The organism is Pseudomonas sp. FeN3W, from assembly GCA_030263805.2.
Classification (GTDB): domain Bacteria; phylum Pseudomonadota; class Gammaproteobacteria; order Pseudomonadales; family Pseudomonadaceae; genus Stutzerimonas; species Stutzerimonas stutzeri_G.
In genome coordinates, this window is sequence record CP136010.1 from 4470386 (window position 1) to 4482617 (window position 12232).

At 66.3% G+C, this 12232-nt stretch carries 11 protein-coding genes; 1 reads left to right on the forward strand and 10 read right to left on the reverse strand.

Annotation, left to right across the window (positions count from 1 at the left end; genetic code table 11):
• Positions 1 to 745: 745 nt before the first annotated feature.
• Genes P5704_021025 through P5704_021050 form a run of 6 tightly spaced genes read right to left on the reverse strand, consistent with a single transcriptional unit; the run spans position 746 to position 7910 of the window.
• Positions 746 to 1690: an iron-siderophore ABC transporter substrate-binding protein gene (locus P5704_021025; GenBank protein ID WOF78462.1), complete on the reverse strand. Its 945-nt coding sequence runs from the start codon at positions 1688 to 1690 to the stop codon at positions 746 to 748.
• A complete protein-coding gene (locus P5704_021030) occupies positions 1687 to 2523 on the reverse strand; it encodes an ABC transporter ATP-binding protein (GenBank protein ID WOF78463.1) in 837 nt (278 codons plus the stop codon). The genes P5704_021025 and P5704_021030 overlap by 4 nt, the downstream gene beginning before the upstream one ends.
• On the reverse strand, positions 2523 to 3569 hold the full coding sequence (locus P5704_021035) for an iron ABC transporter permease (protein ID WOF78464.1): 1047 nt from the start codon (positions 3567 to 3569) through the stop codon (positions 2523 to 2525). Before P5704_021035 ends, P5704_021030 begins: the two co-directional genes overlap by 1 nt.
• Before the next feature lie 4 nt (positions 3570 to 3573).
• Positions 3574 to 4611, reverse strand: a complete 1038-nt coding sequence (locus P5704_021040) for an iron ABC transporter permease (GenBank protein ID WOF78465.1) — start codon at positions 4609 to 4611, stop codon at positions 3574 to 3576.
• 58 nt (positions 4612 to 4669) lie between these two features.
• Entirely contained in the window at positions 4670 to 6637 is a 1968-nt protein-coding gene (locus tag P5704_021045) for a TonB-dependent receptor (GenBank protein WOF78466.1), read from the reverse strand.
• Between the two features lie 34 nt (positions 6638 to 6671).
• Positions 6672 to 7910 (reverse strand): MFS transporter, encoded by a 1239-nt coding sequence (locus tag P5704_021050; GenBank protein ID WOF78467.1) that lies wholly within the window; start codon positions 7908 to 7910, stop codon positions 6672 to 6674.
• A gap of 293 nt (positions 7911 to 8203) precedes the next feature.
• Between P5704_021050 and P5704_021055 the strand changes: the two genes are divergently transcribed.
• The gene (locus P5704_021055) at positions 8204 to 9139 is read left to right on the forward strand and encodes a class I SAM-dependent methyltransferase (protein ID WOF78468.1); all 936 of its coding nucleotides are present in this window, start codon (positions 8204 to 8206) and stop codon (positions 9137 to 9139) included.
• Positions 9140 to 9326: 187 nt separating this feature from the next.
• Here the strand turns inward: P5704_021055 and P5704_021060 are convergent, their stop codons facing one another.
• From P5704_021060 to P5704_021075, 4 genes are all read right to left on the reverse strand, one after another.
• Positions 9327 to 9779, reverse strand: coding sequence for a DUF305 domain-containing protein (locus tag P5704_021060; protein ID WOF78469.1), 453 nt, complete (start codon positions 9777 to 9779; stop codon positions 9327 to 9329).
• Between the two features lie 206 nt (positions 9780 to 9985).
• Positions 9986 to 10507: a RimK/LysX family protein gene (locus P5704_021065; GenBank protein WOF78470.1), complete on the reverse strand. Its 522-nt coding sequence runs from the start codon at positions 10505 to 10507 to the stop codon at positions 9986 to 9988.
• 54 nt (positions 10508 to 10561) lie between these two features.
• A complete protein-coding gene (locus P5704_021070; protein WOF78471.1) occupies positions 10562 to 11530 on the reverse strand; it encodes a LysR substrate-binding domain-containing protein in 969 nt (322 codons plus the stop codon).
• A 6-nt stretch (positions 11531 to 11536) separates the two neighbouring features.
• Positions 11537 to 12211: a TetR/AcrR family transcriptional regulator gene (locus P5704_021075; protein ID WOF78472.1), complete on the reverse strand. Its 675-nt coding sequence runs from the start codon at positions 12209 to 12211 to the stop codon at positions 11537 to 11539.
• Positions 12212 to 12232: the final 21 nt, after the last annotated feature.

Sequence of the window (12232 nt, forward strand, 5' to 3'; positions counted from 1 at the left end):
GATTGGCAAGTTAGTGTGTGTTGAATGAAAGTTTTGCTTTCATGAGGCGTTTAGCGAGTTGCTTGGAAGCTTGGTTTCGCCCTGCTGGGCGACTCACTTTTTTCAGTCGCGAAAAAAGTAAGCAAAAACGCTTGCCCCTGCATACGGCCCCGGCTGCGCCGGGGTTCGTTCGCTCCATCGCCGCTCCGAGGGTCGTCGTACAAGGGCCATCCATGGCCCTTTACGACTCTCGCCGCGTCCCTGCGGCTCGCCCCTCTGCGCAACGATTCCGCTCACCCTCCTGAAGGGGCGTTGGGCGTCGCCTGATGGTTCGTGCAAAAAAAAGCTCAAAGCAAACATCAACGATCTTCCAGGCGACTCGGACTCCATTCCCCGTCAGGAGGCCGAGTGGAGGTGTTGCGCAGGGGGACGCGAGGCAGGACGCCAAGCGAGGAACGAAGGACGGGGCCGCCGAGGTAGGGACGTCCCATCGTGACGGCCCCCGGAGCGGCACCGGAACGAGGGAGTCAGGCCGCGTAGCAGACAGACCCGGATGTCGGGAGCCCTTCTTCTTTGACTCGGCCGGGGGGGCCGAAACCAGAAGTGTCAGCACACTCGGTAAGCGCCCTGATCACTAAGGTGCAAGCCCAAACCAGATGGCAGCGTCCCCAATCTTGCCAATCCGATCTCAAGCTTTGCTTCCCCGAGAAAGCGCGATGCATCTGAAAAAAGGCCGGTCGGGCAGCCGTCCGGCCTCGCCTAGATCCTAATCCCTGACCACCGGCTCGGCACCCGCCTTGCCCAGCAGCTCTTCGACATCCTCGATCACCTGCAGCGCCGCCTGCGGTCCGCCGAGCGAGGTCCATAGCGAGCCGTCCACCGCGCCGAAACGCTTGGCCCGGATCGCCGACAGCTGGCGGAACGCCGGGGTCTGCTCGGCCTGTTGCATGGCCTCGACCGCCTCGCCGCTGGTGGCCAGGGTGCCGATCACCAGCCAGTCGGCATCGAGCAGTTCCAGCGACTCCAGGCTCAGGGCCATCGAGTGGGTATGCCCGGGGTCCTGCTGATGCGGCGGACGGACCAGGCCGATGTCCTCGACCACCGAGCTGGAGAAGGCGTCGAGGAACATGTACGACGGGCCCTTGGGGTTCCAGCGCACGATGCTCAGCGTCTCGCCCTGATGGTCCGCGAGGCGCTTGCGTGCCTCTTCGATACGCGCCCAGTAGCGCTCCAGCACGGCCTTGGCCTCGGCCTTGCGGTTCAGTGCCTGGGCGGTGCGCTGCATGCTTTCCTGCCAGGGCCGCGCCCAGTTGAAGGTGATCACCGTGGGCGCGATCTCGTTGAGGATCGCCAGCTGCTCGGGCTTGACCGGGCCGGTGAGGATCAGGTCGGGCTCCAGTTCCAGCAGGGTTTCCAGGTTGGGATTGTCGATGTCGCCGACCACCTCGATCCCGGCCGGGAGCCTGCCGTCCAGGTAACGTGGCGGTGCCGCCTGGCCACGGCCATTGATGGTGCCGACCGGGGTGACGCCGAGCGCCAGTGCGGTGTCCAGGTCGATCTCGCTGAGGGTGATGACGCGTTTGGGTGCGGCGGGAACGCTTACCGTATTGCCGAAGGCGTCTTGGACCTGGCGGGTTTCGGCCATGGCGGGCAGGGCGAGCAGGCCGGCCAGTAAGGTGGCGGCGAGGCGCCGGGAAATCGTGGGCATCATGGCGTAGCTTCCTTTTCGGTGTGTTCGAGCAGTGCCTCGGTATGCGCGGCCAGGGCCCGGCGGCGACGCGGCACGATGACCGGGGCGCCATCGCCGGGGGCGTGGAGGATGTCGACGTCGGTGTCGTAGAGGCGGTCCACCAGCGCCTTGGTCATCACCTCGCGGGCGGGGCCCATGGCCTGGATGCGGCCGTCGGCCAGGGCGATCAGCTCGTCGCAGTAGCGCGCGGCGATGCCCAGGTCGTGAATCACGATGAGCACCGTGCGCCCGGCGGCGGCGATGCTGTGCACGGCTTCCATCACCTCGGCCTGATGGCCGATGTCCAGCGCACTGGTGGGTTCGTCGAGCAGGATCAGGTCGGTGTCCTGCGCCAGGATCATGCCCAGCCAGACCCGCTGCGCCTGGCCTCCGGAGAGCGAGGCGGCGTTGCGCTGCCAGATGGCATCGAGCTGCATCGCCTCGCGGGCGCGCGCCACCTGGCGGGCGTCTTCGGCGCTCCACTGGTTGAACCAGCCCTGGTGCGGATGGCGGCCGTACTGCACCAGTTGTTCGACGCGGATGCCCTCGGCCAGCACCGGCCGCTGCGGCAGGAAGGCCAGCTCGCGCGCCAGCGCCTTGAGCGAATAGTGGCCCAGCGGCTTGCCGTGAACCTCCACCGTGCCGCGCTGCAGCGGCAGCTGGCGGGCGAGCAGTTTGAGCAGAGTCGACTTGCCGCTGCCGTTGGGGCCGACGATGCCGATCAGCTTGCCGCGGGGCAGGCTGAAGGACAGGTCGTCGAGCACCACCTTGTCCTGGTAGGCGAAATGCAGGTTTTCTGCACGCAGGGCAGTCATCAATCGGCTCCTCGTCTGTCCTTGATCAAGAGGCCGAGCAGCAGGATGCCGCCGAGCAGGCGCGTCATGATTCCGGTGGGGATTTCTTCGGGCTGGGCGAGCACGCGCACCAGTGTGTCGCTACCGAGCAGCAGCACCGCGCCGCATAGGGCCGACAGCCAGATCGGCGCGAGATTATCGCGGGCCAGCCAGGACGCCAGGATCGGTGCGGCCATGGCGATGAACACCACCGGCCCGCCGATCGCCGTGCCCAGCGCCGCCACCAGGATCGCCAGCGCGAGCACGCCGAGCTGGATCGCCGCTACGCGGATGCCGAGGTTCTGCGCGGTGGCGTCGCCGAAGCGCAGCAGCGCCAGCGGGCGGTTGAGCAGCGCCATCAGCGGGCAGAGCAGCACCAGCAGCAGCGCGATGGGGCTGACCGTCTGGTAACTGACACCGGCGAAGTGGCCCATGGTCCACAGGTAGATGCTGCCCAGGTGCACCAAAGGCTGGGTCGACATGGCGAAGTCACCGATGGCGCCGAGTAGTTCGGACAGCGCGATACCGATGACGATGAACAGGTAGCCCTGCTCGCCGGGGCGCCGGCACAGGACGAACAGCGCGGCGGCGGCCAGCACGGCGCCGAGCGGCGACGCCCACCAGGGCCAGTTGCCGAGGGTGAGGTAGAGGGCGAAGGCGACCACCGCCAGCGAGGCGCCCTCGTTGACGCCGATCATGTCTGGCGTGGCCAGGCGGTTGCGCACCAGGGTCTGGATCAGGCAGCCGGCCATGCCCATCGCCAGCCCGGCGACGATTGCGGCGGCGACGCGCGGCAGGCGGATCTTGAACACCATGATCTCCTGCAGCTTGCTGCCATGGCCGGCCAGGGTGGTGAGCACGTCGCGCAGGCCAAGGTTGCCGCTGCCGAGGCTGATGGCCAGCACCGTCAGGGTGGCGAGCAATGCCAGCAGCGTCAGCGAGACCAGCCAGGTGCGGCGATGCAGCAGCAGGCTCAGAGCGCCGATGCGCAGCGCCCAGACGCCGGAGGGGGAGGGTAGGGTCGTCATCGGGCTATCTCACCGTCAGTAGGGCACGGAAGCCGCCGCGCAACACGATGGCGATCAACGCCGGCGCGCCGAGCGCCGCCAGCAGCGTGCCGACCGGCAATTCGAAGGGCTGGATCAGCCAGCGCGCGAGCACATCGGCGGCGAGCAGGAAGAGCATGCCGAACAGTGTCGAGAACAACAGCTGACGCAGCAGCGCCACCGGCTCGACGAGCCGCGCGCAGTAGGCCGCAAGAAAGCCGAGAAAGCCCACCGGGCCGGCCAGGGAGATGGCGCAGGCGGTCAGCAGGGTCGAGGCCGTCAGCACGCCGAGGCGCACCCAGGTGGTGTGGATGCCCAGCGCACGGGCCTGGCTGTCGCCCATCTGCATCAGGGTCAGCTGGCGGCAGAGGAACGCCGCCAGCAGCAGGCCGAGCACGGCGAGCGGGCTGACCGTGGCGACGGCATCCAGGCGCGAGGCCGACAGCGAGCCCAGGTTCCAGAAACGGAACTGCTCCAGCGCCACGCGGGTGGACAGCAGCATGAAGTTGGCCAACCCGCCGAAGATGGCACCCAGCGCCACGCCGGCGAGGATCAGCTTGAGCGGGCTGGCCTGGCCGAGCATCAGGCCGACGCCCAGTACGATCAGGTTGCCCAGCAGGGCGCCGAGGCCGGACCAGAGCAGATAGCCCTGGGTGGATTCGACGCCGAAATGGATCAGGCCGATCACCAGTCCGAGCACCGCGCCGGCGTTCACCCCGAGCAGGCCGGGCTCGGCCAGGGGATTGCGCGTGGCGCTCTGCAGCAGCGAGGCGGCGATCGCCAGGCTGCCGCCGACCACCAGCGCCGCAAGGGTGCGCGGCAGGCGCAGGGTGTCGACGACCATGGCGAGCTTGTCGTCGGCCAGGCGCTCCGGCTGCCCGAGCAGATAGCCGAATACCGCGTCGGCGCCATACACGCCGGCGCCGGTGGCCAGCGATAGCGCCAGCAGTAACAGCAACAGGCCGCCCGCGCCGGCGAGGACGGCCTTCTGCTGGGCCGGCATGGCGTGATCAGTGCGTGGCATGGTTCATGTGCAGCGCTCCGGTTGCACCCGGCGGTTCGCGCCGCCGGGCATGGGCGGATCAGATGTCGTAGCTGAAGCCGACGAACAGCGTGCGACCCATGAGGATGTTGTCGATCGACTGGGCGACGTCGTCGCGTTTTTCGTTGGTCAGGTTGTTGAGGCCGCCGTTGAGCGTCAGCTCCCGAGTGGCCTTGTAACGGGCGCCGAGGCTGACGGTGTGGAAGGCACCGGTCTCGACTTCCGGTTGGGCGGCCGAGACGTAGACGTACTGGCTGCCGGTGTACTGGTAGTCCAGGTTCAGGGCGAGATTGTCCAGGGCCTGCCAGTCGAGGCCGATGTTGGCCATGTGCTGCGGCGTGTTGCGCAGGGGCTCGTCGGTTTCGCGGTTCTCGGCGTCCGCATAGGTGTAGTTGGCGCGCAGGCCGACGGCATCGTTGACGGCGTAGCGGCCCTGCAGCTCGTAGCCCCTGACCCGCGCCTTGTCGACGTTGGTGTAGGTCATCTCGCTCGGCATGTAACCGGCACGCCAGCTGTCGGTGTAGATCATGTCCTCGATCTCGTTATCGAAGAACATGATGCCGGCCTCCATGCGCTCGTCTTGGTAGAGCGTGCCGAGCTCGTAGCTGGTGGCGGTTTCCGGTTTCAGGTCGGGGTTGCCGACCAGGGTGCACCTGCCGCGGCAGGCCAGCACGCCGTAGGTTTCGTCGAACTGATAGATGCTCGGTGCCTTGAAGGACTTGCCGGCGCCGCCCTTGATCACCCAGTTGTCGGTCAGGTTGTAGACACCGTAGGCGCGCGGGCTGAACTCGCCACCGAAGCCGTCGTGATCGTCCCAGCGACCGCCCAGGGTGACGTCGAGCCGGCCGATGGAGAATTCGTCCTGCAGGTAGATGGCCTTCTGGTCGACTTCGGTATCCGAACCCAGGTTCTGGTTGTGTGACAGTTCGATGCGGCGGAACTCGCCGCCGAAGGTGAGCAAGTGGTTGCCGAGGAAGGCGCTGACCTGGCCGTCGACGGTGTGGTTCTTCTGCTGCACGTCGCCCTTAACGCCCCGCAGGTCGGTCATGATCTCGGAGTCGTCCAGCAGGTCGACGTCTTCGTAGTAGTAGCGCAGGCGGGTGTTGAAGCCATCCCAGTTGCCGTTGTGCGCCAGGCCCAGGGTCCAGCGGTCCATTTCCTGGATGTTGGTGGGGAAGGATACGCCGGAGTTGTTCCAGATCGCCTTGCGGTCGTCGCTGCGGTAGCTCATGTCCAGGTCGATGCTCTGGCGCTCGTCCAGCAGCCAGCTGAGGGTGCCGAAGGCGCTGCCGTTCTGGCGTTTCTCGAGCGCATCGGTGTTGGCGAAGACGGTCTGCTCGGAGCCCCAGGCCGCCTGGTCGGTGGTTTCGACGATCAGGTTGCCGCGCAGCTTGTTGTCGATCAGCGCGCCACTGAGGTAGCCGCTGGCCTTGTGGCTGTCGCCGGAGTCGCCTTCGGTCGGGTGTTCGTAGCCGTAGGCGATGCCGGCTTCGGTCTTGTCCGTCGGCTGGCGCAGAATCACGTTGACCACGCCGCCCAGGGCATCGGCGCCATATAGCGAGGACATCGGCCCGCGGATCACCTCGATGCGCTCGATGGCGGCCATGGGGATCGACGACAGGTCGAAGTCGTTGGCGTAGTTGGAGGTCAGCGCCTCGCGGGAATTCACCCGGCGGCCGTTGACCAGCAGTAGGGTGTAGTCCGAATCCATCCCGCGCAGCTTGATTTCCTTGCGACCGTAGGTGGAGGACGGGCTGATGTGCACGCCGGGCAGGTACTTCACCGCGTCGGCGAGGTTGTAGACGGGGTATCTGTTCAGCTCGTCGCGGGTCACCACCGACACGCTGGCCGGTGCGCTGAGTTCGCTGTGGGCGGTTTGGGTGGCGGTGATGACCTGGGTTTCCAGGGTGGTAGCCGGGGTGTCGGCCAGCGCCGCGAACGGCAGCAGGCTGCCGAGCAGGGTCAGGGACAGGTGCCGCGGGCGGCTGATTGTTCGTACAGGTTGCATTGCAGACTCCATTGCCGATTGGTTGCAGAACTGATCACGATTCCCCGGCAGGTTGTGTCCCGCCTTGTGTTTTTGCGTCGCTGGCGGCGTCGCGCCGCCCGAGGCCGCGCAGCAGCCACAACACGCCGATACCGGCGGCTGTTCCGGTGCCGGCATACAACCAGGCCAGATCGTCGAAGCCGATCAGGCGTCCACCGGGGCCAGAGCCCAGGTAGGCCGCCGAGAACAGGCTGCCGAGACCGCAGGCGACGTTCGAAACGGTGCTCTGCAGGGCCATGAAGGCCGCACGCTGCTGGGGCTGCGGAATGCCGGCGGCGATGGTGAGGGTGCTGCTGGTGCGCACCGCCCCCAGCGCCATGAACAGCGTGAACACCAGAAACAGCGAAAGCCCCGGCATCAGCGCGAAACCGAGCAGGGTGATGGCCGCCAGCAGACCGCTGCTGAACAGGACGACCGCCACCGCGTTGCCGCGGTCGATCAGCACGCCGCCCAGGTGCATCGCCGCCAGGCTGGCGAGGCCGCCGCAGAGGTAGAGCAGGCCGATGTGCTCGCGCGCAAAGGCGAGGTTGAACTGGAAGTAGTTGGAGAAATGCGGCACCAGCAGGAAGTGGCCGAACATCTGCAGCGCGACGATGGCCAGTGCGCCCAGGCACAGCGGCGAGCGCAGCAGCGGCCGGATGCTACCGGCCGCGCGGGCATGCGGCGGCGGTGCGGGAAAGGACAGCTGGCAAAGCACGGCGAGCAGCACTCCGGCTGCGCCGAACAATACGAAGGGGGCTTGCCAGCCGCCGCGCGCGGCCAGTTCCAGCGCCACGGGCGTCACCACGATGGCCGCCAGCGAATAGCCCATGGCGACGTAGGCGAGTCGGCGCCCGCGTTCGGCCGGCGGAATCAGGTCGAGCATGGCCGCCATCAGCACCGCCCCCATCGGCCCCGACACCAGGCCGGACAGTACGAACAGACCAATCAGCTGTGTGGGGTCGCTGGCCAGCGCGCAGCTCAGCAGCAGGGCGAAGCGCAGCGTCAATAGGGTGACCAGGGTCCGCTTGCGGTCCAGGCGGTCGAGCCAGGCGGCAGTCAGCGCCGCGCTGAGGGCCGATGCCAGGGTGGCGCCGCCGGCGATATAACCGACATGGCTGGCCTGCATGCCCAGCGCGCGAACGAAATCCGGACCGAGCGGCATCACCATCATCAGGCTGCCGATCGACAGCATGTTGATGAGCATGGCCAGGTGCACGGCGGCTTTCGATTGTCGAGCTGCATCCATATGCATCGCGCGCTTGGGTGGCTGAAGGCGGCTGCATCTTATGCAATAGCAAATGCTATTTCAAATACTAATCGTTCTCATTGGATGTTGTGATTGAAGGCTTGCAACCTAGCCGTCTGCCGGGCGAAACGCTCGTTTCCGTCGCCGATGGCCGTTGTGACACGGGTAGCGCCAGCCTGCGCTGCCGTGCCGGCGGATCGTCCGCTTCTGCGCGCGTGCGGCGAGCCGCGCGACGCTTTGCCGCAACGGTCGGCCGGCGCTGCTAGAATGCCGCGCCCCACGCCCGACCGAATATGCCCATGCACGCCGACGCGCTCGCCATCCTGCAACAGCACCTGCTTCGCGGCCTCGACCCGGCCCCCAGCGAAACCCGCCGGTTGTTCCATGGTCGCGGTCGCTGCTGGCAGGGGCTCGAACAGATCACCGTCGACTGGTTGCAGGGCGTGGTGCTGGTCGCATTGTTCCGCGAACCGGCCGCGGCGGACCGGGCGGCGTTGCAGCGAATGCTGCTGGCGTTGAGCGAGTCACTGGCCTGGCGGCGCAGCCGGGCGCATACCCTGTTGCTGCAGCACCGCTACCTGCCGGACAGCCCGACCGAGCTGCTTCTCGGCGAGCCGCTGGACGAGTGGCTGATCGACGAGAACGGGTTGCGCTACAAGCTGGACCTGGGCCGCAAGCAGAACAACGGTCTGTTCTTCGACATGCGCTACGGCCGCCGCTGGGTGCAGGAGCAGGCATGTGGCAAGCGTGTGCTGAACCTGTTCGCCTATACCTGCGGCTTCTCGGTCGCGGCGCTGGCCGGCGGCGCCGAGCATGTGGTGAATCTGGACATGGCCAGCGCGGCGCTGAGCCGCGGGCGCGAGAACCATCGGCTCAACCGGCACGATCTGGACCGGGTGAGTTTTCTCGCCCACGAGCTGTTCAAGTCCTGGGGCAAGGTGAAGAAGCTTGGGCCCTACGATCTGATCATCATCGATCCACCGTCGTTCCAGAAGGGCAGCTTCGCACTGAGCCGCGATTACCGGAAGATCCTGCGCCGCTTGCCGGAACTGCTCGCGGCCGATGGACAGGTGCTGGCCTGCGTCAATGATCCGGACGTCGCTCCGGCCTTCCTGGTCGAGGGCATGGCCGCCGAAGCCCCGCAGTTGCGCTTCGAGCGGCGCCTGGACAACCCTCCGGAATTCCCTGATGTGAATCCCGACAGCGGCCTGAAGGCGCTGGTGTTCGTCCGCTGAGCTCCGGTGTATAGGTGTGTAGGTTGTGGTGAGCGACGAAGGGCGGCGGGGACCGTGCATCGTCTCCGTGCATGTTGGGCTTCGGTGTTATGCACCTCAGTCCAACCTATGGCATATCGACGCCGTGCTCCGCTTTAGCCCACCAGATCCAGGCCATGCAAGCCCGTGAGGTGGACTGAGCACAGTATCAGGGGCGCGCTTGGAGCTCCTCGATCAGCATTTTCATCTCGCCGATTTCCCGGCGTTGCGCCTCGATGATGCTGTCCGCCAGCTCCCTTACCCGCGGGTCCTGGATATCCGCTCGCTCACTGGTGAGGATGGCGATGGAATGATGAGGAATCATCGCCTTCATCCACGACACCTGATCCACCGTCGCCTGGCTGCGCACCAGCCACAAGGACACCGCAAAAATCAGCGCGCTACCGGCGAAGATGGCGATGTTCACCCCACGCCGCGGATACATCTTCAGCATGAACGCCAGCATGATGATCGCCATGGTCGCACCCATGATCAGTGCCATGTAGGCGCGGGTTTCGCTGAACAGGATGTGGTCGGTCTGGAACACGTTCAGGTACATCAGACCGAACATGACCAACGTCGAGGTGGCAATCATTGCGCCGAATTTGGCGTAGGGCTGCATAGGCGTGCTCTCCTCCTGGCGATGACTGGTGGGGCGGCAACTCGCCAGCCCTCGCTCATCTCGACAGCCCTCGGTCGGTGCCGTTCATGTGGCTCGGCCAGGGTAGTGGTGGCACTTGCTGGCCAACTGCGAGGCTTCGCTGGGCGGCCAGCAGCGCAATGCACAGCGGGGCCTACTCGCCGCGGTGGTTCAGCGTGCGCCGCGGGTCAACGAGTTGCCAGTTCTTCGCAGCTGGGCTCGATGGTGAACGTGCGCGCCGAGTCGACCGGGCCGAGCTTTTCCAGGGTGCGGCGGCCGAGCAGTACGGGGTAGTGCATTTCATCGCGGTCCCTGAGCGAGAACTGCTCCTCGAGCAGGCGATCGCCGATGCACACCTTCATCAGCACGACCGGTCGATCCTCTTTGCCGCCGGCGCCACGGACGGTCAGTTCACGGTGCAGTTTGCGCTCGATGCGCGACTCGACCAGCTTGTCCCGTTTGACGTCCTTGAGGTCCAGATCGAAGCGGACCCATTCTTCACCGTCCCGCTCGAAATACTCGATGTCTTCGGCATGCATCGACGAAGTCAGCGCGCCGGTGTCGAGCTTGAACTTCACCGTGACTTCCTCGGGAAGCACCTTGCCACGCTCCACCCAGCCGAGCGGCGTGCCACTGGCGGCGAGGGAAGGGAGGGCATGCAGGGACAGCAGCAACGCGGCAGGTATGGCCAGCAGTCGTGACGATTTCAATGGCAACTCCGGGATAGTGGCTTCGCACAATAGAGCGAAATCTTCCGCGGATGTTCAGCGCGCCGTGGTTTCGACGCTGTGGCCGCTCGGCGATCGGTTGCCCTGAGCCGCTTCGCGCTCGCCGATCTGTTCGCTCAGGGCACGAACGAAGGCATCCACCGCGACCGGCAGGTAACGCGAACTGCGTACGTACACGCCGAGGTCGCTGAATACGGCGCCGCCATCGTTCAGCGGTACGTGCACCAGCGTGCCGCCGGCCAGCTCGGCTTCGATGCCGATGCGCGTCTGGAAGGCGACCCCGGCACCGCGCTTGGCCATCTGCAGGGCCAGCTCCACGGAGCTGGTTTCCAGCGGCGCCTTGTGCCGCGGTCGGGTGCGCGCCAGCAGCGGCGCCAGCAGGTGATGGATGGACAGATCGCTCTTGGCCAGGATCAGCGGATACTCGGCGCAGGTAGCGAAGCTCACCTCGGCGCGCTCGGCCAGCGGGTGTACGGGAGGCACGATGGCGCCAAGGCGGAAGTGGCCGACGCCCAGCTGCTGCAAATCTGCGGTACGCGGCAGGGCGAAGGCCAGGCCGATGTCCGCCTGGCCACTGATGACAGCCTCGGGAATCGCCTGCGAGCCGAGGCTGGTGACGCCCACGGTGACTCGTGGATACCGCTCGCGCAGCCGCTCCAGCACACCGGGCAGCAGGTCGGTGGTGACGCCGGAGACCGTGGCGATCTCCACATGGCCGGTGCGCAGGCCCTGCAGCGCGTCCAGTTCGGAGCGCACACGCTCGGCGTCCTGCAATACGACGATGACATGGCGGGCGAATATCTCGCCGGCGGCGGTCAGCCGCAACCCGCCGGGCAGGCGTTCGAACAGGGGCGCGCCGATCTCGTCTTCGAGCTTGAGAATCTGCCGGTTCACCGCCGACGACGCGACGTTGAGCCGGCGCGACGCCTCGCGAATCGACTGGCAGCGCCGCACCATGTCGAAGTAGTGGATGGCCGGGGAGTGGATGCGCAGCTTGCGGGCCACGGTCGGTCAGCGATCCGCGGGTGGCGGCGGGGTCAGTCCGCAGCCCTTGAGGATGATGGCGATCAGGTTGTCGCTGGCGTGGGCGAAATCGGCGCGAGTCATGCGCTTGCCGTTGATACGGCGGATCTGATCGGAGAAGTCGGCATAGTGTTGGGTGCTGCTCCAGATCATGAAGATCAGGTGCATGGGGTCGACCGGGTCCATCTTGCCGGCGGCGATCCAGGCATCGAACACCGCGGCACGGCCACGGAACCAGTTGCGGTAATCCTGGTTGAAGTGCTCGGAGAGGCACTCGCAGCCGCTGATGACTTCCATGGCGAAGATCTTCGAGGCCTGTGGGTGGCGTCGCGAGAATTCCATCTTGATGCGGATGTACTCGGCCAGGGCAATGGCCGGGTCATCGTCGACGGTCACGTCGTCGAAGGCGGTATCCCAGAGTTCGAGGATATGCCGCATGACCTCGACATACAGCCCCAGCTTGCTGTTGAAGTAATAGTGCACGTTGGCCTTGGGCAGCCCGGCGCGGGTGGCGATGGCGTTCATGCTGGTGCCTTTGAAGCCGTAGCGGGCGAACTCTTCGGCGGCCGCCGCGAGGATGGTTTCCTCGTTCTTCTGCCGAATGCGGCCGGCGGGCTTGCCCTGGGCGGTGTAGAGCGGCTGGGGTGCGTTGTTCTTGTCCATGTTCCCTGTCCGTGAGCGCGC

What these genes read in the sequence shown, in the direction of transcription:
- P5704_021025 (WOF78462.1), bottom strand. Translation starts at nt 1,690, where the DNA reads ATGATGCCCACGATTTCCCGGCGCCTCGCCGCCACCTTACTGGCCGGC.
- P5704_021030 (WOF78463.1), bottom strand. Translation starts at nt 2,523, where the DNA reads ATGACTGCCCTGCGTGCAGAAAACCTGCATTTCGCCTACCAGGACAAG.
- P5704_021035 (WOF78464.1), bottom strand. Translation starts at nt 3,569, where the DNA reads ATGACGACCCTACCCTCCCCCTCCGGCGTCTGGGCGCTGCGCATCGGC.
- P5704_021040 (WOF78465.1), bottom strand. Translation starts at nt 4,611, where the DNA reads ATGCCACGCACTGATCACGCCATGCCGGCCCAGCAGAAGGCCGTCCTC.
- P5704_021045 (WOF78466.1), bottom strand. Translation starts at nt 6,637, where the DNA reads ATGCAACCTGTACGAACAATCAGCCGCCCGCGGCACCTGTCCCTGACC.
- P5704_021050 (WOF78467.1), bottom strand. Translation starts at nt 7,910, where the DNA reads ATGCATATGGATGCAGCTCGACAATCGAAAGCCGCCGTGCACCTGGCC.
- P5704_021055 (WOF78468.1), top strand. Translation starts at nt 8,204, where the DNA reads ATGCACGCCGACGCGCTCGCCATCCTGCAACAGCACCTGCTTCGCGGC.
- P5704_021060 (WOF78469.1), bottom strand. Translation starts at nt 9,779, where the DNA reads ATGCAGCCCTACGCCAAATTCGGCGCAATGATTGCCACCTCGACGTTG.
- P5704_021075 (WOF78472.1), bottom strand. Translation starts at nt 12,211, where the DNA reads ATGGACAAGAACAACGCACCCCAGCCGCTCTACACCGCCCAGGGCAAG.